This window comes from Pseudomonas sp. PWP3-1b2 (assembly GCF_049896045.1).
In the GTDB taxonomy this organism is placed as follows: domain Bacteria; phylum Pseudomonadota; class Gammaproteobacteria; order Pseudomonadales; family Pseudomonadaceae; genus Aquipseudomonas; species Aquipseudomonas antarctica_B.
The window spans coordinates 1-22354 of the sequence record NZ_JAFCTN010000016.1; the positions used below are offsets into that span (position 1 = coordinate 1).

Consider the following 22354-nt stretch of genomic DNA (forward strand, 5'->3'; position numbering starts at 1 on the left):
GACCCTAGAAAGAAGAATGCGGTGGGTCAGGCATTCTCCGGGCGCTGGTTTTGGGGCTGCTTCGCAGCCCAACGCGGGGCAAGCCCGCTCGCCACAGGGATAGTGTTCGCCCTTTCAGACAGATTCCCAAAGACCTTGAAAGGGCTGACATTTAGAGTGTGATCAGTTCAGGACTTCACTCAGAGGGATGAAATTGACTCGGTCGCCAATCGCCAGCGTCGTCCCCTCCAACACCTCCACAAACCCTTCCGCCCACGCCGCGCTGCGCAGCACGCCGGAGCTTTGGTTGCGGTAGATGATCGCCTTGCCCTGCTCGAGCCGCCCGCGCAGGTACTCGCGGCGGTTGCCCGGTTTGGGCCATACAAACCCTACCGGTACCTCGAAGCGCAACGGTTCCACATCCGCCACACCCTGGCGGCGCAGCAGATAAGGCCGGGCCAGCAGCGCAAAGGTCACCAGTGTCGACGCCGGATTGCCGGGCAGGCCGATCACCGGCACGCCGCGAAAGTGGCCGAAAGTCAGCGGTTTGCCGGGTTTGATCGCCAGCTTCCACAGGGCCAGTTCGCCCTCTTCGCGCAGGGCGATGCCGAGAAAGTCCGCCTCGCCCACCGACACACCGCCGGTGGACAGGATCAGGTCAACGCCACCCAAATCCGCCAGCCGCGTACGGGTTTTTTCCAGGTCATCCGGCAGGATCCCCGCGTCGATCACTTCACAGCCCATGCGTGCCAGCCAGGAGCACAGCACACGGCGGTTGCTGTTGTAGATTTGCCCCGGACCGAGCGGCAGGCCGGGTTCGATCAACTCGTCGCCCGTCGACAGCACGCCCACACGCACGCGGCGCACCACGCTCAGGCGGTCATCGCCTAGCGAGGCGGCAAGGCCCAGTTCGATTGGCCCCAGGCGGGTGCCGGCGTTCAATACCAATTCGCCGACGGTGGTTTCCTGGCCCTGGGGGCGAATATTCTGGCCCGCCTGCATCGGCTCGGTAAAACTCACGCGCTCATCAGCGTGAACCACAGCGTTTTCCTGCATTTCCACGCAGTCCGCGCCTTCGGGTACCGGAGCGCCGGTAAAGATGCGCGCGCAGGTGCCAGCGGCCAAAGGCTGCGGTGCCTGGCCGGCGAAAATCCGCTGACTGACGGCCAGCGGCTCGCCGGACCAGTCGGCCAGGCGTAGCGCATAACCGTCCATGGCACTGTTGGGCCAGGGCGGCAGGTCGAGAGTGGAAACCAGATCCTGCGCCAACACGCGGCCGTCGCAGTCGGCCAGCGCCAGGGTTTCATGCTCGCGGATCGGCGCGGCGTCGGCCATGTCCAGCAATTGCTTGAGCGCGTGTTCGACCGGCATCAAGGCGCCGGTTTTGCCGGGCTTATCCACGGGATTCGCAGGGCTCGGCCTGCTTCAAATGGGGCACGAAATTGCACGGGCGGTGACGGTTGTCGAGTTGCTCGGCGAGGATGCCGTCCCAACCGGTGCGCACGGCATTGGTGGAACCCGGCAGGCAACACACCAGCGTGCCATTGGCCAGGCCGGCCAGTGCGCGGGATTGCACGGTGGAGGTGCCGATATCGGCCACGGAAATCTGGCGGAACAGTTCGCCAAAACCATCGACGTGCTTGTCGAGCAGGCAGCTCACCGCTTCGGGCGTGCTGTCGCGGCCGGTGAAGCCGGTGCCGCCGGTGATCAGCACCACTTGCACCACGTCTTCGGCGATCCAGTGGGCCACTTTGGCGCGGATTTTATACAGGTCGTCCTTGAGCAGCACGCGCTCGGTCAGGTGGTGGCCAGCGGCGGTGAGGCGGTCGACGAAGACCTGGCCCGAGGTGTCAGTGTCGAGGGTGCGGGTGTCGCTGACGGTCAATACAGCAATATTCAGGGGTACGAAGGGCGCATCTGCCTTGGCGGTCATGGCACGGTCCGGTTGTCGAAGGAACAGCCCGATGTTATATCACAGGGCCCTATTTACCTGCCGCAGCGGAACCACCATGTCTCTCGATTCTTCGCCTTTGCCGTGTTCGATTTTGCTGCTGGCCGGTGGTCGAGGCCAACGCATGGGTGGCCGGGATAAAGGCCTGCTGCCCTGGCACGGCGAACCTTTGATCGCCCATTTGCACCGCCTGACCCGGCCACTGACAGATGACTTGATCATCTCGTGCAACCGCAACCGTGACATCTATGCGCCCTATGCCGACCAGTTGGTGAGCGATGACAGCGCGGATTTTCCCGGCCCGCTGGCGGGCATCCGCGCCGGGCTGGCTGCAGCACGTCATGAACACTTACTGATCTTGCCGTGCGATGTGCCGCACATTGACGCGCACCTGTTAGCCGAGCTGCGGGCGACGGCGCAGCGCAACCCGCTGGTGCCCCTGATGGTGCGCCACGGTGAATTCTGGGAACCCTTGATTTGCATCATCCCTACCGGCCTGCGAAACGCGGTAGAACGTGCATGGGAAACAGGCGAACGCAGCCCGCGCAAACTCTTCATGCAACTGGGCGGCGTGGGCCTGGAATGCCCGGCAAATGACCCACGCTTTGCCAACCTGAACACACCCGAGCTTTTGCACCCGGGCTTGGGCGTGTCAGAATGAACCTCGCACAAGGAACTTTGTCGGCGCCTCGTGCGTCACAGGGTCAGCAATTTAAAAGAATTCTCTCGGAGACAAACTCATGACTCAACGGACCATCGCCGCTCTCATGCTTGCACTGGGCCTGGCTACTCTTGCCGGTTGCGCTTCGCCTACAGTGATCACCCTGAATGACGGTCGCGAAATCCAGGCTGTCGACACGCCTAAATTCGACAAGGCTTCGGGCTTCTACGAGTTCGAACAACTTGACGGCAAGCAGACCCGCATCAACAAGGACCAGGTTCGCACCGTTAAAGACCTGTAAGTCTTAACGCTGAACCCACAAGGCCCGCCTCGCGCGGGCCTTGTCGTTTCCGGGGGTTACCAGTCGAGGGTAATCGCGCTGCGAAAACTGCGTTCTTCACCGGTAACCGGGTCGATAAACCGCACACCCTGGGCCAGCAGCTTGAGCGGGTTGGCGTAATCGTCTTCGGCGTCCTTGATCACATCCGGGTAGAACGGGTCATTGCAGATGCTCGCCCCCAGCGCGGTCATGTGCACGCGCAACTGATGCTTCTTGCCGGTCACCGGGAACAGGCCGTAGCGCCACAAATCGCCGTTTTTTCCGCGCACTTCCACGGCCGTTTCGGTGTTGCTGGCGCCCGGCCCTTCCATCATGCGGAAGAACGGTTCGCCATCGACCAGGCGGCTTTTATGCACCCTGGGAAACGTCAGCTGTGGCAACGCTGGGGCGATGGCTTCGTAGAATTTGTCGATACGCCGCGTGGGAAAAAGCTGTTGGTACGCCGAGCGGGTTGCCGGGTTGGCTGAGAATAACACCAGGCCTGCGGTGTGCCGGTCGATACGGTGCAGAGGCACCAGCGAGGGATTGTCCAGGCGGCGAATCAGACGGCGCAACAGGGTCTGTTCGACGTATTCGCCGGCAGGCGTCACCGGCAGAAAATGCGGTTTGTCCGCCACCACCAAATGCTCGTCGGCGTACAGGATGGTTTCCTGAACCGGGATCACCTTTTCGTTCGGCACTTCACGAAAGTAATAGATGCACAGGCCTTCCTTGTACGCCAGGTGCGCGCTTATCGGGTTGCCGTTGATATCCAGCACGCGGCCACGGCCGATGCGGTCCAGCCACTGCTCACGGCCAATGGCCGGAAAGTGCTCGCACAAGCAATCCAGCACCGTCGCCCAAGGGCCAGGGGGCAAATACAGAGTGCTGGCTTGGTGCCGGGACGCGGAAAAACCGGATGTGGACATGAAATGCTCGATGCCTGAAAAAACACCGGGGCATTATCCCGCATGACGCGGGATGGAGCCTAGGGCGGATGTCAGGCCTTGGCCAAACCGGCGCGCAGGATCGGCGAAGCGCTGGCAGCGTCGGTGAACTCTTTGAGCCACCGGAGCACGTCCACCGCTTCCCAACGGCCGGGGTCGTAAAGCGCGTACAACAAGCCCTGATACCCCACCACATCCAGCTGCTTGTGGTAACCGGCGCGCTGGAACAATGCCTCGATTTCGGCAAAGCAGGTGTTGAAATGCACCTTGTTAAACGGCGTCTTGCCTTCCGTGACCAAGCCATCGAGGCGCAGCTCGTTCACCGCGTCGCGCACGACGTCGGCGGACATGCGATTGACGCTGCTTTTCAATTGTTCAACATTCACCACGGGCGTTCCCTCTATTCAATCGCTGTACAAACATACAGTAACGTAATATTTGGAAACCCGCTATCGGATAACGCCTAGAGAAGGAAGGCGACAACCTGTCCGGTGTCGAATGGCCAATCCAGCTCCGCCCCGGTATCTACCCGGCGAAGTACCGGAATCCTTAGCCCATAGGCTTCAGTCAGGTCCTGGGGATCAGCAATATCCACCAGTTCGACAAGCAGCCCGTGTTCGACGAGCGGCATGATTTCAGCCTCAGCGATTTCACACAAATGGCAACCCAGGGTGCCGAACAACTGGCATTCAGGAAGCATGGCTAATAGACCGGTTCAGACAGTAGGCATTTATTCTATGCCCGCCCACTGCCGGTGGCGAGCCGGTAAACCTTGACTCAGGTCAGCATGACCTATAACTGGTTCAGCGATTCTCGCGACTTTTTGTCCGTACGACCTGCAAGGGAGCTGCTCGTGTTCGCCAACCTGCTGATCATTCTGGCGTCATCCCTGGTGGTGATTGCGCTGTTTCGCCGGCTGCAACTGCCGCCCGTGCTGGGCTATCTGTGCGTCGGGCTCGCCGTGGGGCCTACCGCACTGGGCTGGGTGAATGACAGCGAAGACCTGCCTGACCTTGCCGAATTGGGCGTGGTGTTCCTGCTGTTCTCGCTGGGGCTGGAGTTTTCCCTGACCAAAATGCATGCCCTGCGCAGCGTGGTGTTTGGCCTGGGCAGCTTGCAGGTGCTCAGTTGCGCACTGCTGTTGGGCGTATTGCTGCTGAGCCTGGGTGTGGCGCCGGGCATCGCCTTGCTGTTGGGGGCGGGACTGGCGCTGTCATCCACCGCCATCGTCAGCAAGGAGCTGACCAGCCTCGGGGAAATCTTCAGCAGCCATGGCCAGAATGCGATTGGTGTGCTGCTGTTTCAGGACGTAGTGGCCGTGCTGCTACTGACCCTGGTGCCGGTGTTTGCGGGTAGCGGCGCCCAAGCGTGGTATTGGGCGGTGCCGCTGACGTTGGGCAAAACCGTGGTTTTGTTCGTCGGCTTGCTGTGTGCCAGCCGCTGGTTGTTACCGCGCTTGTTCCATGAAGTCGCCGCCGCCCACTCCGCTGAGCTGTTTGTGCTGCTGGCGCTGGTAATCGTGCTGCTCACCGCCTGGCTCACCCATTTGCTTGGCCTCTCACCTGCCCTCGGCGCATTTCTGGCCGGCATGTTGCTCGGTGAAAGCCATTATCGTCATCAGATCGAAGCCGACATCCGGCCGTTTCGCGACATTTTGCTGGGGCTGTTTTTCGTCAGCATCGGCATGCTGATCGACCTGCAGCTGTTCGTCAGCCACAGCCTGCTGATTCTCGGCCTGACCCTCGCACTGATGCTGATCAAAGGCTGCATCGTCGCGGCGCTGGTGAAATTGCGCGGCAGCGACGGCGAAACCGCCTGGCGCAGCGGCTTGGCGCTGGCCCAGGGCGGCGAGTTTTGCTTTGCGCTCATGGCGCAGATGCAGCAGAGCCGCTTGCTACCGGACGAGCTCAACGGTTTGCTGCTCGCGGCCACGTTCTGCTCGATGCTGCTGACCCCGCTGCTGCTGCGCGCAGCCCCGGCGATCGCTCTGCGCCTGCACCGCAAGCCCAACCAGCAGGTGCAACTTGAAGAAATCACCGCACTCAATGCTGAGTTAAGCGGCCATGCGCTGATTTGCGGGTATGGCCGGGTCGGGCAATCCATCGCACGTTTTCTGCGCCGGGAACAGCAGGCGTTCATCGCGTTGGATGACGACCCGGAACGCGTGCAAGAAGCTGCCACTGAGGACAGCAGCGTGCATTACGGCGACTGCCGTCGTGGCGCGTTGCTCAGTGCGGTCGGCCTGGAGCGCGCGCGGCTGGTGGTGATCGCCGTGGACAACAGCGACGTCGCCTTGACCGTGTTGAAAGAGGCACGACGCATCAATGCCGACGTGCCGATTCTGGTGCGCACTCGCGATGACAGCCAACTGGCTGAACTGAAAGCTGCGGGCGCCACTGAAGTGGTGCCCGAACTCTTGGAGTCGAGCCTGATGCTCGCCTCCCACGCCTTGATCATGCTGGGCCTGCCGGACCAACACGTACAGGCGCGGGTTGATGAAGTTCGCCAGAGCCGCTACCGCCTGCTGCACGGTTTCTACCCGCAGGCCGAAGAGGCGCCGATCAATCCTGACTGACCGCGCCAATTTTGTGGATCGACAGGTCCGCGCCGTAGTACTCCTCTTCCTGGCTCAGGCGCAGCCCATGCACCCGCTTGATCGCGCCGTACACCAACAGCCCGCCGACCAGCGCCACAGCCACGCCGAGAGCGGTGCCGATCAACTGGCTGATGAGGCTCACGCCGCCCAATCCACCCAAGGCGGTTTGGCCGAAGATTCCGCACGCGATGCCGCCCCACACGCCGCACAACCCGTGCAATGGCCATACACCCAGCACGTCGTCGATCTTCCAGCGATCCTGAGCGGCGATAAAGCACCACACGAACAAACCGCCGGCGACCACGCCCGTTACCAGCGCGCCCACCGGGTGCATCAAATCGGAACCGGCGCAGATGGCCACCAGCCCGGCCAGTGGCCCGTTGTGCAGGAAGCCCGGGTCATTGCGGCCGATGACCAGCGCCGCAACCGTGCCGCCGACCATCGCCATCAGCGAGTTGACCGCCACCAGGCCACTGACGCCGTTCAAGGTTTGCGCGCTCATGACGTTAAAACCGAACCAGCCGACGATTAGAATCCACGAGCCCAGCGCCAGAAACGGGATGCTCGACGGTGCAAACGCCACGAGGCGTCCTTCCCGGTAGCGCCCGTTGCGCGGCCCCAGCAACAGCACCGCCGCGAGCGCCAGCCAGCCGCCCATGGCGTGCACTACCACGGAACCGGCGAAGTCATGGAAACTGGCGCCAAATGTCGCGAGCAACCAGGCTTGCAGGCCGAAATTGCCGTTCCACACCATGCCTTCAAAAAACGGGTAGATAAACGCGACGATCAACGCGGTGGCGCACAGCTGAGGAGCGAACTTCGCCCGTTCGGCAATACCCCCGGAAATGATCGCCGGAATCGCCGCGGCAAAGGTCAGCAGGAAGAAAAATTTCACCAGGCCATAGCCATGATCGGCGCTGATGACCGCCGCAGGTTGCATAAAGCTCACACCGTAGGAGATCCAATAGCCTATAAAGAAATAAGCCAGGGTGGAGATGGCGAAGTCGCTGAGGATTTTCGACAGCGCGTTGACCTGGTTTTTCTGGCGCACGGTGCCGACTTCCAGAAACGCGAAGCCCGCGTGCATGGCCAGCACCATGACCGCGCCAATCAGGATAAACAGGGTATTGGAGCTGTGGACGAGGGTGTCCACTGCACTTTGCAAATTTTCCATGGAGGTTGGCAGGCCTGCATTAAAGGCAAAAAGCACCAAAGCGGTTCAAGCCAGCGCGCCGCGCACTAAAGGGGTGCCGCCGGCCTTGCCCCTCTTGAGGGGGCGTGAACCGCTTTAGCGCAGCGATCAACTCAACAAGCCGTTGCCGAGAGGGTTTTTCCGCGAGTTTCAGTTATTTAGGGTAAGGTTTTTCAAGGTTTTAGCTTCAACCGCCCATATTCAGCGCAAGCCCCGGGGCGTGCGCACCATGGCAAAGCAAAAGCTGTACCACACAATTGCACTGAACCTTCACCGAAGCCGGTGACTCGAAACCACACCTACACGCACACGTAAAGATCAGCCAATCACGGAGATAACCATGGCCAGAAGAACTGCAAAGACCGCTCAAGAAATTCTGTTGGCGGATTTTCAAACCCTGGTGAGTGACACCGAAAAGCTGTTGGACGACACCGCCGTGCTGGCCGGTGACCAGGCAGACGAACTGCGCACCAAGATCCATGACAGCCTGCTCAAGGCCCGTGAAACCCTGCAACTGACCGAAGACTCGCTGCGCGAGCGCGGCCAGGCGGCCGTCACCGCTACCGAGGATTACGTGCAGGCCAACCCTTGGCAGTCCGTCGGTATCGCTGCCGGTGTGGGCTTTTTGATCGGTCTGCTGGCAACAAGGCGCTAACATCATGTCTATCGGCGAAACCGGCTCGTCATCGGGCACAAGTTCTACCTCCCGGCGCCTGGGCGCAGCCGTTCTGGGCTTGCTCCATAGCCACGTCGAGTTGTTTGGCATCGAATTGCAGGAGCAAAAGTCGCGCACCGTGAGCCTGCTGCTGTTTGCAGGCCTGGCACTGGTGTTCGCCCTGCTGCTGCTGGTGGGGTTGTCGGCGCTGGTGATGATTCTGGTGTGGGACACCTATCGCCTTACCGGGATCATCAGCCTCTGCGTGTTTTACATCCTGGCCGCAGGGTTCTGCGGGTTGCGCTTGAAAGCGGCGATATTCGATGAGTCTACGCCGTTCCATGCCACCCTCGAAGAGCTGGCCAACGACCGGGAGCGCCTGCTGCCATGAACCTGACAGAAGTTCCAAAAACCACGTCCCGGCGGGAAATGCGCAAAGCGTTGATTCGCCTGCGCATGGAAATGCACCGCCAGGAAATCCGTCACGAGTCCCAGCAACTGATGGCGCCCCTGCACAAAGTGCGCAACATGGGCACTAACTGGCAGGACAGCCTGGGCATCAAGCACGCGCCGCTGTGGGGCGTAGCGGCGGTGACGCTGATGGGTTTCTTCACCGGTAAAGGTGCCAAGGGCGGCGGTATCAGCGGCGTGACGCGCCTGGTGCGGCTGGGCGCCGGTTTGATCCCACTGATCAAATTGGCCATGGCCGGACGCAAGCGCTAAGCGCTACTGGCTGCATTCTTGCAAACAGAATCGGCCCGGCCCTCGTTATCGAGGGCCGGGCCTTTTTTTCGCCAGTTCAATTAAGGAGGCCCCGTGATCGACGGGCAACCGCTCGCCTGCTTTCAGCCGTTCATCGACACTGCCACCGGGCGCATTGCTGGCGTCGAGGCCTTGGGTCGACTGCGCCAGGCCGATGGCCGTTTGCACTCCGTGGGCCCGCTGTTCGCCGACCCACGCACACCGGGCGTGGCGCTGCGCACCCTCGACCGGCAGATCCGCGACAATGCCTTGAGCCGTCTGCATGAAGCCCCGGAAGACTGGTTCATGAGCCTGAACATTTCGCCGCGCTGGATCAACCGCCTGCGCCAAGGCCAGGCACTGCCCAGCCTGAAACAGGTGCACGCCCACGGCGTTGACCCGCGACGCATCGTGTTTGAGATCACCGAACTGGGCGGCAATATCCAGCGTCTGGCCGACGTGGTGGCGCGCTACCGTGAGGCCGGCGCACGTATTGCCATAGACGATTTTGGCGCCGGTTATTCCCAGCTCGACCGGGTACTGGCCTTGCAGCCGGATATCCTCAAGCTGGACATGCGCCTGTTCCAGGAAGCCGCTCGCGGCGGGCCGAGCAGCGAGGTGGTGCGCGCCCTGGCGCAAATGGCCGAGAAGACCGGCTGCTGGATTATCGCCGAAGGGGTCGAAACCGAGGCGCAATTGAGCTTCGCCCTGGAATGCGGCGCGCGTTATGTGCAGGGTTATCTGTTTGCCCAGGCTCAGCTGGATTGGTTCGCCACGGATGCCTTCGTGCCGCGCTTTGCCCAGTTGCGCTGCGTTTACGTCCAGCAAAAACTCGCAGAGCGCGGGCGCATCATGCAACTGCGCCTGCAATTGGTCGAGTTGATGAAGATTCTGCAAACCTGGGCACAGGGTCAGGAACCACTCAGCCAACTGCCACAACTGCCGGACTTTCCGTGGCTGCTGCGCTTCTATCAGTGCGACCGCCACGGTACCCAACTGACGCCCAACTTCGAATGGCGCCAGGACGCGTGGCAGGCCGACAGCCGCTACCTGGGGCATAACTGGTCGTGGCGGCCGTATTTCTATCACCTGCTCGCTGAAGGCTGGGACGAACGGCGGCTGATCCTGTCCTCTACCTATCGCGACGCCACCACCAATCAGTATTGCCTGACCGCAGGACAATTCTTTGATAACGGTCAGCGTTTGCTGTTAATCGATATCGACGCAGCCGGTCTGTAGATTTTCGCTTGCCCCGCCAAGGCGGAACCGGGAAGCTGGGCGCTGTCATTTACCGCTCGGAGAATACCCGCCTTGGATTGGCCCACCCTGCTGACTCGCGAACGTCTTGGTAAACCCCTGCACAGCCCGGAAGAATTGGGCCGCAGCCCGTTTCACAAAGACCACGACCGCATTATTTTCTCCGGCGCGTTCCGCCGCCTGGGGCGCAAGACCCAAGTGCACCCGGTCTCCAGCAACGATCATATTCACACCCGCTTGACCCACTCCCTGGAAGTCAGTTGCGTCGGGCGCTCACTGGGCATGCGCGTGGGCGAAACCTTGCGCAGCGCCCTGCCCGACTGGTGTGACCCCAGCGACCTGGGCATGGTGGTGCAATCGGCCTGCCTGGCCCATGACATCGGCAACCCACCGTTCGGGCACTCCGGCGAAGATGCCATTCGCCATTGGTTTCAACAGGCCGCCGGGCGCGGCTGGCTGGATGATATGAGCAGCGCCGAACGCAATGACTTCCTCAATTTCGAAGGCAATGCTCAAGGCTTTCGCGTGCTCACCCAGCTTGAGTACCACCAGTTCGACGGCGGCACCAGGCTGACCTACGCCACGCTGGGCACCTACCTGAAATACCCGTGGACCGCGCGCCACGCAGACTCGCTGGGCTACAAGAAACACAAGTTCGGCTGCTACCAGAGCGAGCTGCCGATTCTTGAGCAGGTCGCCCGCCGGCTCGGCCTGCCACAGCTTGAAGAGCAACGCTGGGCGCGCCACCCGCTGGTGTACCTGATGGAGGCGGCGGACGATATCTGCTACGCCTTGATCGACCTCGAAGACGGCCTGGAAATGGAGCTGCTGGAGTACGCCGAGGTCGAGTCTTTGCTGCTTGATCTGGTGGGCGACGACCTGCCCCAGACCTATCGGCAACTGGGCGCGCAGGACTCGCGTCGGCGCAAGCTGGCGATCCTGCGTGGCAAAGCCATCGAGCACCTGACCAACGCGGCGGCGCGTGCGTTTGTCGAGCAACAGGACGCCTTGCTCGCCGGCACGCTGCCTGGCGATCTGGTGGAACACATGCATGGCCCGGCCAAACGCTGCGTGCTGGATGCCAAGGACATGGCGCGCAAGAAAATCTTCCAGGACAAGCGCAAGACCCTGCATGAAATTGGTGCCTACACGACCCTGGAAATCCTGCTGAACGCCTTTTGCGGTGCAGCCCTGGAGCAGCATGGCGGGCGCACTCCGTCGTTCAAGAACCGGCGGATTCTCGACTTGCTGGGCAATAGCGCGCCCGACCCGGCGTGGTCGCTGCACGCGTCGTTCCTGCGCATGATCGACTTTATCGCCGGCATGACGGACAGCTACGCCACCGAGATGGCACGGGAGATGACCGGGCGTTCCAGCCCACAATAACGATGCCGGTCACGCCGCCTGTCTCCCGAACAGAATCTGCCTACGATGGGAACAGAGCGGCCTGATCGAATTCTTACGTCCATTCGAAGAATAATCACGCACGCTTCCGGCGGACTAGGCGAGCTATTCCTACGCCCCACCCCATCGACGCTTGACTGATCCGTGTGCCCTCTATGCCCAAACCCCCTCTTCGAATCCTGTTGGTGGAGGATCACCCCTTTCAGCTCCTGGCCACCGAGTGCCTGCTTAAAAGCTTCGGCTTCGAACAGTTGACCCTCGCAGAAAACGCCGAACAGGCTATTTGCTCGATGTCCCGGGCCCATGCGCCTTTTGACCTGATGTTGTGCGATCAATGCCTGCCGGATCTGCCAGGCCTGGAACTGGTGGACATTGCCAGTCGCCGACACTTTATAATCGGCGCCATTTTGTTAAGTGGTCTTCCCGACTCGGAACTGTCCAACTTGATGGCCCAAGCCATGACGCGCGGTCTGCCATTGCTGGGCTATCTATCCAAGCCCCTGAACAAAGACGAGTTGGCACGGTTGATCAGCCTCTGACGCCAAGTGTGCATGTAGGACTTTAAACACTGTGCGCCTGCGAAAGTTAACCCAAAGGCTGCTGTGAGATTCCAGGCACGCCTGCATGATGGGTTCAATGCAAAATCCTCTTACAACGGGGGTTACAAAGCCTTAACGACTGGTAGGCAATTACCTTTTCTAACGTAGGAATTCTCCTGTTTTATATCTACTCCCTCCATGACTCATGCGCCTCGCTCAATTTCTGGGCTAATGTGCCCGCTTAATTTGCACTTGCATGGAATGTGATTATGAACACAGTTTTTATCATTGATGACCATCCTGTTATCAGGCTGGCCATTCGTATGTTGCTGGAACATGAGGGCTATAAAGTCGTCGGTGAAACAGATAATGGCTGTGACGCGATACAAATGGTCCGTGAATGCCTTCCAGACCTGATCATTCTGGATATCAGCATCCCCAAACTGGACGGCCTTGAAGTGCTCTGCCGGTTCAACGCCATGAACACGCCGATGAAAACACTCATCCTCACCGCACAATGCCCAACGCTGTTCGCTACCCGCTGCATGCGCTCCGGCGCGGATGGCTACGTGTGTAAGGAAGGTGATCTAAGTGAACTTCTGAGTGCCATTCGCGCGGTATTATCCGGCTACAACTATTTCCCGAGCCAGGCATTGAATGGCAACGGTGCAGACAGCAACTCGCTGGAACTTGAACTGTTCAAGACCGTCAATGACCGCGAGCTAATGGTATTGCAACTATTCGCACAGGGCCGTACCAATAAGGAAATTGCCAAAGGTATGTTTCTAAGTAATAAAACTGTCAGCACCTACAAAAAGAGGCTTATGCAAAAACTCAAAGCCAAATCCTTGGTAGAACTTATCGAGATGGCAAAACGAAACGCGCTAGTGTGAGAAAGCGGATGCCCAGGCGTATAAAGGACTATTTGATTATATTGATTGCCGGTATGTGCATCAGCACTGCCGCGCCCGCGGACCCTCAAACCGGCCCGCAACACCTCACGTTACTGAGCCGTACGAGTGCCGTTCAACTCGATATTCAACTGGATAAGGCTCAGCGCCAGTGGTTGCAGCACAAGCGCGCGCTGGTACTCGGCACCGCAGCACCCGACTACCCTCCCTTCGATCTGACGTCCAGTGGTCACGACTACGAGGGGCTCACCGCTGACTACGCTGGGTTGTTGGCAAAGGCGATGGCCTTGCCGATACAGGTACTGCGCTACCCCTCCCGTGAGGCGGCGATTCACGCCCTCGAAACCGGTGAAATTGACTTGTTGGGTTCTTCCAACGGTTTTGAGGCCGCCAACCCGAACATCACGCTGTCGGAGCCCTACGCCGTGGACCAACCGGTACTGGTCACCCGCGAAGGTGAAACACGCAGCCTCAGCGATGGTTTGGCCGGGCTCCGCGTCAGTCTTGTCTACCATTACCTGCCACTCAATGAAGTGGAAAAGCTGTACCCCCATGCGATCATCCGCGCCTACCCGTCTTATCAGAATGCGTTGAATGCGGTCGCGTTCGATCAAGCGGATGTCTTTCTGGGCGACACCATTTCCACCCATTACATGATCAACAAGGGCTACCTGAAAAACATCCGCATGGCCAATTTCGGCAAACATGAAGCCTATGGTTTCAGTTTTGCGCTGCGCCAGGACCAGCGGATTCTGTTGAGTATCGTCAACGAAATTCTGGCCGTCGTCCCCACCAATAATCGCGACAGCATTGCCAAACGCTGGAGTGCGGGAAGCGATATCCTGCTGACCGACCAGAAGCTGCAACTGACGCAGCGCGAAGAACGCTGGCTGCAAGACCACCCGGTGGTGAAGGTGATGGTCAACGAAACCTTTGCACCCCTGACGTTCTTCGACTCTGACGGCACCTTTCGCGGCATCACTGCAGACTTGCTGGAGTTGATTCGCCTGCGCACCGGGATGCGCTTCGAGATCCAGCGCAGCCGTGATGTCCATTCGATGATTGAACAGGTCGACAGCGGCAACGCCGACATCATCGGTGCGATCATTCCCAGCGTCGAACGGGAAGCGCAACTGAGTTTCAGCCGCCCTTATCTTGAAAACTCTTATGTACTGCTGACGCGCAAGGAGCCTGGCGCGCCCTTGAGCCTGGAGCAAATGGCCGGCAAACGCCTGGCGATCACTCAAGGCAACCCGCTGGAACAAACCCTGCGCGAGGGTTTCCCACAGATTCAACTGGTTGAGACCAGCGACACGTTCAAGGCATCGGAATTGCTGGCGCAAGGGCAGGTCGACGGCGCCGTGAATTCGCTGGTGATCGCCAACTACTTCCTGTCGTCGCAGGTGTTCCAGGACAAACTGCAAATCAGCTCCAGCGTCGGTACCCAACCGGCCACCTTCGCCCTGGCGACGTCACGGCGGGCGACCGAACTGAGTTCGATCCTCGACAAAGCCTTGCTCAGCATTGCCCCGGACGAGCTGGGCATCATCAATAGCCGGTGGCGCGGCTACACGGCCGCCTCCGACAGCTACTGGCGCAATTACCACGAATTGATTGCGCAAATCATCATCGGTACCGGGCTGTTATTGCTGATATCCCTGACCTGGAATGCCTACATGCGCCGCCAGATCAAGCACCGAAAAATGGCCGAGCGCGCCCTCAACGATCAATTCGAGTTCATGCGCGCGCTGGTCAACGAGACACCGCACCCCATCTACGTGCGAGACCGCAGGGGCTTGCTGAAAACCTGCAACGACAGTTACCTGCAAGTGTTCGACGTCAAGCGCGAAGACGTGATCGGAAAAAGCGTTATCCAGATGAACATGGCCCTCGAAGCGGAGGCCGCGCAATACCACGCTGACTACCAGCGAGTGGTGGCAGAAGGCACTCCGCTGATCCTCGATCGGACCCTGCATACGCCTGGAAAAAAGCTGACGATCTATCACTGGATTCTGCCTTACCGTGACTCCGACGGCGAAGTCCAGGGCGTCATCGGCGGCTGGATCGATATCAGTGAGCGGCGCCAGTTGTTCGACGAATTGCGCGCCGCCAAGGAGCGCGCCGATGAAGCCAACCGCGCCAAAAGCACTTTCCTCGCCACCATGAGCCATGAAATCCGCACGCCGATGAATGCGGTGATCGGCATGCTGGAATTAACCCTCAAGCGGGCAGACCAGGGGCATCTCGACCGCCCGGCCATTGAAGTGGCCTACAACTCGGCCAAGGACCTGCTGGAACTGATTGGCGACATTCTGGACATTGCGCGTATTGAGTCCGGCCGTTTGAGCCTTGCGCCGGAGCGCGTAAACCTGCGGGAAGTCATCGAGTCGGTGGTACGTGTGTTCGATGGTCTGGCACGCCAGAAAACCCTCAGTTTGGTGTTGGAATTCACACCCGAACTCGACGACACCGATGTGCTGATCGACCCCTTGCGCTTCAAGCAGGTGCTGTCAAACCTGGTGAGCAATGCGATCAAATTCACCGAGCGCGGCCAGGTCAAAATCAAAGTGGATGTGCACACCGCTGATCTGCCGCAGCAGGTTGAAATGAAACTGGCGGTGGAAGACACCGGCATCGGCATCAGCCGCGAGGACCAACTGCGCCTTTTCGAGCCTTTTGCCCAAGCCGACAACTCCGGGCAACTGGCCAGGAGCGGTGCAGGCCTGGGGCTGGTGATTTGCCGCAGCCTGTGCGCGATGATGGGTGGGCAGTTGAGCCTGAGCAGCGTGCCCATGGTGGGCACACAAGTGCATATGCACTTGAAAATGCCGCGCCTGCAGCCGGTTCAACCGGTGGAGGAACTCAAGCCAGCGGCCCCTGCGCCTGCGCCGGTGCTCAATGTATTGGTGGTGGACGACCACCCGGCCAATCGCCTGCTGATGTGCCAGCAATTGGGCTACCTGGGGCACCAGTTCACCGCGGCCCAGCATGGTGCGGCGGGGTTCCAGGCCTGGCGCCAGGAACGCTTCGACCTGGTCATCGCCGACTGCAACATGCCCGTCATGAATGGCTACGAGCTAAGCCGCTCGATTCGTGAATATGAACAGCGAGAGCACCTTGCGCCCTGTGTCGTACTGGGTTTCACCGCCAATGCCCAGCCGGAAGAGAAGCTACGGTGCGCCGAAGCGGGGATGAACGACTGCCTGTTCAAACCGATCAGCCTCACGGCGCTGGAGCGCCAACTGGCGCAGATCGGGCCGCAATCATGCGGCACGCAGCTGGATATCAGCAGCCTGGACGCGCTGACGGGAGGCGACCTGCAGTTGAGTCGTCGCTTGCTTGAGGAGTTGTTGAGCAGCAGCGGTCATGACCGCCAGGAATTGGTTGCGCTGTTGGCTCGGCAGGCACCGCCCCAGGACATCATTGACCAGGCGCACAAAATCAAGGGCGCCGCGCGCATCGTGCAGGCGACGGCGTTAGCCGACCAATGCGAAGCGCTGGAACAGCTGTGCGCGCGGGGTGAAGATCAGCCGGCGATCGAAACAGGCATCAAGACGCTGGAGAAATGCATGCTTGAATTGGAGCGGATGCTGCAAATGCGCCTGAATGGTTTGGACGCCCCGGTGTAGGCGGGAGCGAATGTGGCGATTCGCTCCCGCAACAACCCGTCAGCAGTCGGTCAAGCGCAGGAAAATCGCCGCCAGCTGCTCGATACCCACTTGGTCTTGCGCGGTAAAGCGGGCCAGTGACGGGCTGTCCAGGTCAAGCACGCCAATCAGTTGGCCATCCTTGACCAGCGGCACTACCAACTCGCTGTTCGACGCGCTGTCACAGGCGATATGCCCAGGGAAGGCGTGCACATCTTCCACCCGTTGGGTTTGCCGAGAGGCCGCCGCCGCGCCACACACGCCACGACCGAACGGGATGCGCACACAGGCGATCTGGCCCTGGAACGGCCCCAGCACCAACTCTTCGTTGCGGTTGAGATAGAAACCGGCCCAGTTAAGGTCATCCAGCTGGTTGAACAAAAACGCAGAGAATTGCGCACTGTTGGCGATGAAATCACGCTCATCGGCCAACAGCGATTCCAGCTGCGCACACAACATGGCATAGCCGTCCAGGCCGGTACCGGCCTGCTGTAAATCAATCATGCTTGACGCTCCAGCAATTTGAGACCCACCCAGTAGCGGGCGAATTGATATGCGCAACGACCGTTGCGGTTGCCGCGCCCGGTGGACCAGCGAACCGCCAGGATGTCGAGTTCTTCATCGCGCTGCCACTGCAAGCCAGCCTTGGTCGCCAGCTCGCCGATCCAGTGCTCCACCACATTCAGAAAATGTTCCTGAGTGAACGGGTAGAACGACAGCCACAAGCCAAAACGGTCGGACAAGGCGATTTTGTCTTCCACCGCTTCGCTTGGGTGCAGTTCGCCGTCCACGCGCTTCCAGTTGTCATTGTCACTCTGGTTTTCCGGCACCAGGTGGCGACGGTTGGAGGTGGCGTACAACAGCACGTTTTCCGGCGCCTGTTCAAGGGAGCCGTCCAGCACGCTCTTGAGCACGCGGTAATCGCCCTCGCCCGCCTCGAACGACAGGTCGTCGCAGAACAAAATGAAACGCTGCGGCAACTTGATCAGTTGCTCGACCACCCGTGGCAGGTCGGCCAGGTGGTCGCGCTCGATCTCGATCAGGCGCAAGCCTGCCGTTGCATGCTGGGCGAGCAAGGCACGCACCATCGACGATTTGCCGGTGCCGCGCGAGCCCCACAGCAGCGCGTGGTTGGCGGGCAGGCCATCGAGAAATTGCTGGGTGTTGCGGGCCAGCGTTTCAAGTTGTTTGTCGACGCCGATCAGGTCGGACAGGCGCATGTCCAGGCTCACTTCCAGCGGCAGCAAAAAACCGCTGCGGCCTTCACGTTGCCAGCGGGCCGCCAGGCACGTGTTCCAGTCGATGGCCTGGCGCGGCGCGGGCAGCAAGGGTTCCAGGCGTGCGAGTACGGCGTCGGCACGCTCAAGAAAGGCATTCAATCGAGAATCCACGATTATTCCTCTGGCAAGTTCTTGCAAAAGATGGCGTATTGGCAACCCTGCGGCAGACCGCACGAGGCTGCGTATAAAATTCGATTCATGCCGGGCAAGCCAGGGCCTGTGGATGTTCAGCTATGCTTGCCGGGCGAAGGGAAACGTGAAGTGGTTCAACACCCAATGGATATCAAGTTCGCCCACCGCTTGTCTTATAAACAAGCCAGATTGACTGTGCTGGTCGGTTTCGTCTTGGGAACCCTGCTCAGTCTGATCCAAATCGGCATCGATTATGCCAGTGAAGACGCATCCATCAACCGTGAAATCCGCTCGCTGATCGAAATCAGCCATAACCCGGCCTCACGGATCGCCTACAACATTGATGCCGAACTTGCCCAGGAACTGACCCTCGGCCTGCTGCACTCCCCGGCGATTACCCGCGCGCAACTGGTCGATAACAATGGCGTGGTGCTGGCCGACGTCAATCGCCCCCGCAAGGAAAGTACCTACCGGCCCATCAGCGACTTCCTGTTTGGCGCCAACCGGCAGTTTGAGGACCGCCTGTTCCTCAACCACATGCCCAACGACGCCCTCGGCGTGTTGCGCCTGGACGTCGACACCTATGCCTTCGGCAGCCGTTTCCTGCACCGCGCCGAGATCACTTTGCTCAATGGCTTTACCCGCAGCCTGTTGCTGACCGGGATCTTGCTGGGCCTGTTCTACGTGATGTTGACGCAACCACTGGTGCGCATTATTCGGGCGCTGAGCACCAGCAAGCAGGCCCGTCTGGACTGCCCGCCCGGGCATGAACACGATGAAATCGGCGTGCTGGTCAGCGTCGCCAACCAGCAGTTCGAAAACATGCAAACCGAAATCCAGCAGCGGCGCAACGCCGAAGACCGCCTCACCGAATACCTGGGGCAACTGGAAGATATCGTCTCCGCGCGCACGCTTGAGCTGAAGGCCAGCAACCAGCGCTTGAGCCAATCCAACGAGGAACTGGAAGCCGCGAAGATGACCGCCGTGGGCATGGCCCAGGCGCGAGCGGCGTTCCTGGCCAACATGAGCCATGAAATCCGCACGCCGCTCAATGGCCTGCTGGGGATGATCGCGCTGTCGCTGGACAGCCCGCTGAATGCCGAGCAACGCCAGCAACTGTCGATCGCCCATGATTCGGGCAAAGTGCTGGTGGAGTTGCTCAACGACATCCTCGACCTGTCCAAATTCGACGCCGGGCAGCTGGAGCTGGAGCGCATTCCGTTCGACCTCGGCTCATTGGTGGAAGACACCGCCAACCTGCTGTCGCAGAACGCTGCGCCGAGTGTCGAACTGACCTGCCTGATTGACCCGCTGTTTCCCGCCCAGGTGATCGGCGACCCGACCCGCGTGCGGCAAATCGTCAGCAACCTGCTTTCCAATGCACTGAAGTTCACCCGTTTCGGCCGCGTCGACGTGCGCCTCAGCGCCAGCGACGACCGGGTGAACATTGAAGTGTGTGACACCGGCATTGGCATCGCCATGGACGCGCAGGTAAAGATCTTTCAGCCCTTTACCCAGGCGGGCGCGGGCATCACCCGCCAGTTTGGCGGCACAGGGCTGGGCCTGGCGCTGACGCATAACCTGTGTGAAGCGATGAAGGGCCGCCTGAGCATCAGCTCGGAAGTGGGGTTTGGCAGCCAGTTCTGCGCCGACTTGCCGCTGCCAAGCCATCTGCCGTCTACCCGACAACTGCCGCTCAAAGGCGACGTGATGGTCATCACCCATGCCGGTAGCGGGCTGACCGAGTTGCTCACGTCCCTGCTGCCTCATTGGGGGCTGGCTCCACGCTTTTACTCGCTCGATGATGACTTGAATGGGCAAGCCCCCAACCTGTTGATCACGGATTGCCCGGAATGCCTGTTCCGCCTGCGACCTGGCATTACGGCGCCAATCCTGCTGGTCACCGCCTATGGCAACTTCATGCCCAGCGAAGAGGTCGCAGCCCTCGGGCCATTGCAGCAACAGGCGCGCCCCTTGAGCCGCAATGCGCTGTACCAGATTCTGCAACGCAACCTGCGCAGCGACGAGGAGTTGATCCTCGAGCCTGTTCAAACGGACGCCGCGCCCCTCCTGCACCGGGCGCGCATCCTGCTGGTGGAGGACAACCCGGTCAATCAACTGGTGGCCAAGGGCATGCTCAGCAAGCTGGGGTGTGAAGTGATCGTCGCGGCCCATGGTGGCGAGGCGCTCAAGCTGCTTGAGGAACAACGCTTCGACATGGTGCTGATGGACTGCAATATGCCGGTGATGGACGGCTACGAAGCCAGCCGGCAGATTCGTCGCAGCGGGCGCTGGCCGGACCTGCCCATCGTCGCCTTGACCGCTAACGCACTGTCGGAAGAACGCGAGCGTTGCCGCGCGGCCGGGATGGATGATTACCTGGCCAAGCCATTTCGCCGCGAGGAACTCAAAACCCTGCTCGACGTGTGGGTGCCTATGACGACAAGCCTTTGATCTGTGCCAGCAACTGATCAAGGCCATCGCGCAGGGCGTCGGCGCTGTTGAGGTCGACGCCGCTGTCACAGAGCAGCCGGGTTTTCAGGCGGTGTGCCTCGTCGTGCAACTGCACGCCCGCCTCGCTCAGCCCCAAGTGCACTTCTCGCTCATCTCGCGCACTGCGCTGACGCCTCACGAGCCCAAGCTGCTCTAGGCGCTTGAGCAAGGGCGTCAGGGTGCCCGAGTCGAGCATCAGCCGCTCACCCAGGGCCTTGACCGTGGGTTGCGCAGGCGCTGCGCCATGCCATTCCCACAACACCAGCATTGCCAGGTATTGCGGGTAAGTCAGGCCCAATTGATCGAGCATTGGCTTGTAGGCACGCGTCACCGCCCGCGAGGCGGCGTAGAGCTTGAAACACAGCTGATCGTCAAGAGACAGGGACACGAGGGGAGCGTCGGTCATTTGAGCAGGGCTTCAATCTCTTGGGTCAGGTCCTGGGGTTTGGTGGTCGGAGCAAAACGCTTGACCAACTGGCCATCACGGCCGATCAGGAACTTGGTGAAATTCCACTTGATGCCTTTGGAGCCCAGCAGGCCCGGGGCCTGTTTTTTCAGCTGCACGAACAACGGGTGGGCATCGCTGCCGTTTACGTCGATCTTTTTGAACAGCGGGAAACTGACGCCGAAGTTCAGCTCGCAAAATTCGGAAATCGCGCCTTCGTCACCGGGTTCCTGCTTGCCGAACTGGTTGCAAGGGAAGCCCAGCACCACCAGACCTTGATCCTTGTACTGCTGCCAGAGTTGCTCCAGGCCTTTGTACTGCGGGGTGAAGCCGCACTTGCTGGCGGTGTTGACCACCAAAATGGCCTTGCCGGCGAAGTCGGCCAAGGTCTTTTGCTCGCCCTTGAGGGTGGTGGACGGGATGCTCAGCAGGGTGTTGCTCATGGCAGCGCCTCGAATAAGGAGTTAGAACCGGAACGATAGTAGGCAATTCAATTGTGTGCAATTTAATTGACCGCAATGATGGCGCGTTATAGCCCTACACCCATTCTTCCCTCTTACTCGATTCAATTGTGGGAGCGGGCTTGCTCGCGAAGGCGGTGTATCAGTCAATTTATTCGCAGACTGACGCACCGCCTTCGCGGGCAAGCCCGCTCCCACAGTTGGAGGGTGCTGGTTGCCCTAGCGCGGCACGAGGTCCAGGCACACCGAGTTGATGCAGTATCGCAAACCCGTCGGCGGAGGGCCGTCCGGGAACACGTGCCCCAGGTGCGCGTCGCACTTGGCGCAGGTGACTTCGGTGCGGATCATGCCGTGGCTGACGTCACGGATCTCGATCATCGCGCTGTCGGCAATCGGCGCGTAGAAGCTCGGCCAGCCGCAGCCCGAATCGAACTTGGTGGTCGAATCGAACAACGCCTCGTTACAACAGATGCAGTGGTACACGCCGTCGGTCTTGGTGGCATTGTACTTGCCCGAAAACGGGCGCTCGGTGCCTTTGAGGCGGCACACGTTGTACTGCTCGGGGTCGAGCATCGCTTTCCATTCATCAATGGTTTTCTGCAGCTTTTCCATCGGTACACCTCGGCAACTGAAAAACCCTGATCTGTGTCTTTTCCATGGATCAGGCGGCACGTATGATTGCGCCTCTTCAAAACGCCAGTCTGGCACCCGCGCTACCGGCATTCAAACGTATTTATGGGGGCG

General features: G+C 60.2%; 23 protein-coding genes. 12 read left to right on the top strand and 11 right to left on the bottom strand.

What is annotated here, in order from left to right; all coding sequences use genetic code 11:
• Positions 1 to 162: 162 nt before the first annotated feature.
• A complete protein-coding gene (glp, locus tag ACP7A2_RS12605) occupies positions 163 to 1350 on the bottom strand; it encodes a gephyrin-like molybdotransferase Glp (RefSeq protein WP_426134535.1) in 1188 nt (395 codons plus the stop codon).
• A 22-nt stretch (positions 1351 to 1372) separates the two neighbouring features.
• Complete coding sequence (gene moaB, locus ACP7A2_RS12610; RefSeq protein WP_426134461.1) at positions 1373 to 1912, bottom strand: molybdenum cofactor biosynthesis protein B; 540 nt, start codon at positions 1910 to 1912, stop codon at positions 1373 to 1375.
• A gap of 76 nt (positions 1913 to 1988) precedes the next feature.
• On the opposite strand from moaB, the gene mobA reads away from it, so the two are divergent.
• Together mobA and ACP7A2_RS12620 are read left to right on the top strand one after the other, a co-directional pair.
• Positions 1989 to 2591: a molybdenum cofactor guanylyltransferase MobA gene (mobA, locus tag ACP7A2_RS12615; protein WP_426134462.1), complete on the top strand. Its 603-nt coding sequence runs from the start codon at positions 1989 to 1991 to the stop codon at positions 2589 to 2591.
• 79 nt (positions 2592 to 2670) lie between these two features.
• Positions 2671 to 2892: a YgdI/YgdR family lipoprotein gene (locus ACP7A2_RS12620; RefSeq protein ID WP_065901933.1), complete on the top strand. Its 222-nt coding sequence runs from the start codon at positions 2671 to 2673 to the stop codon at positions 2890 to 2892.
• A 56-nt stretch (positions 2893 to 2948) separates the two neighbouring features.
• Here ACP7A2_RS12620 and ACP7A2_RS12625 read toward each other — a convergent pair whose 3' ends face one another.
• The 3 genes from ACP7A2_RS12625 to ACP7A2_RS12635 form a co-directional block, all read right to left on the bottom strand.
• Positions 2949 to 3839, bottom strand: a complete 891-nt coding sequence (locus ACP7A2_RS12625; RefSeq protein WP_426134463.1) for a pseudouridine synthase — start codon at positions 3837 to 3839, stop codon at positions 2949 to 2951.
• A gap of 71 nt (positions 3840 to 3910) precedes the next feature.
• Positions 3911 to 4246 carry a transcriptional regulator gene (locus ACP7A2_RS12630; RefSeq protein WP_348058809.1) on the bottom strand — a complete coding sequence of 112 codons (336 nt, stop codon included), beginning with the start codon at positions 4244 to 4246 and terminating at the stop codon, positions 3911 to 3913.
• 74 nt (positions 4247 to 4320) lie between these two features.
• Positions 4321 to 4557, bottom strand: a complete 237-nt coding sequence (locus ACP7A2_RS12635) for a glutaredoxin family protein (RefSeq protein WP_375068882.1) — start codon at positions 4555 to 4557, stop codon at positions 4321 to 4323.
• Between the two features lie 153 nt (positions 4558 to 4710).
• Here ACP7A2_RS12635 and ACP7A2_RS12640 point away from each other — a divergent pair, with 153 nt between their 5' ends.
• Entirely contained in the window at positions 4711 to 6432 is a 1722-nt protein-coding gene (locus tag ACP7A2_RS12640) for a cation:proton antiporter (RefSeq protein ID WP_426134464.1), read from the top strand.
• On the opposite strand, the gene ACP7A2_RS12645 is transcribed toward ACP7A2_RS12640, so the two are convergent.
• Positions 6419 to 7627 (bottom strand): ammonium transporter, encoded by a 1209-nt coding sequence (locus tag ACP7A2_RS12645; RefSeq protein WP_426134465.1) that lies wholly within the window; start codon positions 7625 to 7627, stop codon positions 6419 to 6421. The two genes, ACP7A2_RS12640 and ACP7A2_RS12645, sit on opposite strands and share 14 nt — an antisense overlap.
• Before the next feature lie 358 nt (positions 7628 to 7985).
• On the opposite strand from ACP7A2_RS12645, the gene ACP7A2_RS12650 reads away from it, so the two are divergent.
• The 8 genes from ACP7A2_RS12650 (at position 7986) to ACP7A2_RS12685 (ending at position 16781) form a co-directional block, all read left to right on the top strand.
• Positions 7986 to 8300: a DUF883 family protein gene (locus tag ACP7A2_RS12650; protein ID WP_078741521.1), complete on the top strand. Its 315-nt coding sequence runs from the start codon at positions 7986 to 7988 to the stop codon at positions 8298 to 8300.
• Positions 8301 to 8304: 4 nt separating this feature from the next.
• The gene (locus tag ACP7A2_RS12655) at positions 8305 to 8691 is read left to right on the top strand and encodes a phage holin family protein (RefSeq protein WP_078741520.1); all 387 of its coding nucleotides are present in this window, start codon (positions 8305 to 8307) and stop codon (positions 8689 to 8691) included.
• Complete coding sequence (locus ACP7A2_RS12660) at positions 8688 to 9023, top strand: hypothetical protein (protein ID WP_348058816.1); 336 nt, start codon at positions 8688 to 8690, stop codon at positions 9021 to 9023. Before ACP7A2_RS12655 ends, ACP7A2_RS12660 begins: the two co-directional genes overlap by 4 nt.
• 93 nt (positions 9024 to 9116) lie before the next feature.
• On the top strand, positions 9117 to 10280 hold the full coding sequence (locus ACP7A2_RS12665; protein WP_426134466.1) for an EAL domain-containing protein: 1164 nt from the start codon (positions 9117 to 9119) through the stop codon (positions 10278 to 10280).
• Between the two features lie 72 nt (positions 10281 to 10352).
• The gene (locus tag ACP7A2_RS12670) at positions 10353 to 11684 is read left to right on the top strand and encodes a deoxyguanosinetriphosphate triphosphohydrolase (RefSeq protein ID WP_426134467.1); all 1332 of its coding nucleotides are present in this window, start codon (positions 10353 to 10355) and stop codon (positions 11682 to 11684) included.
• A 173-nt stretch (positions 11685 to 11857) separates the two neighbouring features.
• Positions 11858 to 12241, top strand: coding sequence for a response regulator (locus ACP7A2_RS12675; protein WP_426134468.1), 384 nt, complete (start codon positions 11858 to 11860; stop codon positions 12239 to 12241).
• A 269-nt stretch (positions 12242 to 12510) separates the two neighbouring features.
• Positions 12511 to 13134: a response regulator transcription factor gene (locus ACP7A2_RS12680; RefSeq protein ID WP_348058824.1), complete on the top strand. Its 624-nt coding sequence runs from the start codon at positions 12511 to 12513 to the stop codon at positions 13132 to 13134.
• Positions 13135 to 13142: 8 nt separating this feature from the next.
• On the top strand, positions 13143 to 16781 hold the full coding sequence (locus ACP7A2_RS12685) for a transporter substrate-binding domain-containing protein (RefSeq protein ID WP_426134469.1): 3639 nt from the start codon (positions 13143 to 13145) through the stop codon (positions 16779 to 16781).
• A 39-nt stretch (positions 16782 to 16820) separates the two neighbouring features.
• Here ACP7A2_RS12685 and ACP7A2_RS12690 read toward each other — a convergent pair whose 3' ends face one another.
• Together ACP7A2_RS12690 and ACP7A2_RS12695 are read right to left on the bottom strand one after the other, a co-directional pair.
• Positions 16821 to 17303 carry a GAF domain-containing protein gene (locus ACP7A2_RS12690; RefSeq protein WP_426134470.1) on the bottom strand — a complete coding sequence of 161 codons (483 nt, stop codon included), beginning with the start codon at positions 17301 to 17303 and terminating at the stop codon, positions 16821 to 16823.
• The gene (locus tag ACP7A2_RS12695; protein WP_348058830.1) at positions 17300 to 18190 is read right to left on the bottom strand and encodes an ATP-binding protein; all 891 of its coding nucleotides are present in this window, start codon (positions 18188 to 18190) and stop codon (positions 17300 to 17302) included. The genes ACP7A2_RS12690 and ACP7A2_RS12695 overlap by 4 nt, the downstream gene beginning before the upstream one ends.
• Before the next feature lie 165 nt (positions 18191 to 18355).
• Here ACP7A2_RS12695 and ACP7A2_RS12700 point away from each other — a divergent pair, with 165 nt between their 5' ends.
• Positions 18356 to 20665, top strand: coding sequence for a response regulator (locus tag ACP7A2_RS12700; protein ID WP_426134471.1), 2310 nt, complete (start codon positions 18356 to 18358; stop codon positions 20663 to 20665).
• On the opposite strand, the gene ACP7A2_RS12705 is transcribed toward ACP7A2_RS12700, so the two are convergent.
• From ACP7A2_RS12705 to msrB, 3 genes are all read right to left on the bottom strand, one after another.
• On the bottom strand, positions 20646 to 21110 hold the full coding sequence (locus ACP7A2_RS12705; RefSeq protein ID WP_426134472.1) for a MarR family winged helix-turn-helix transcriptional regulator: 465 nt from the start codon (positions 21108 to 21110) through the stop codon (positions 20646 to 20648). The genes ACP7A2_RS12700 and ACP7A2_RS12705 overlap by 20 nt on opposite strands.
• Positions 21107 to 21592 carry a glutathione peroxidase gene (locus tag ACP7A2_RS12710; protein ID WP_426134473.1) on the bottom strand — a complete coding sequence of 162 codons (486 nt, stop codon included), beginning with the start codon at positions 21590 to 21592 and terminating at the stop codon, positions 21107 to 21109. Before ACP7A2_RS12710 ends, ACP7A2_RS12705 begins: the two co-directional genes overlap by 4 nt.
• A gap of 237 nt (positions 21593 to 21829) precedes the next feature.
• Entirely contained in the window at positions 21830 to 22222 is a 393-nt protein-coding gene (gene msrB / locus ACP7A2_RS12715; protein ID WP_426134474.1) for a peptide-methionine (R)-S-oxide reductase MsrB, read from the bottom strand.
• Positions 22223 to 22354: the final 132 nt, after the last annotated feature.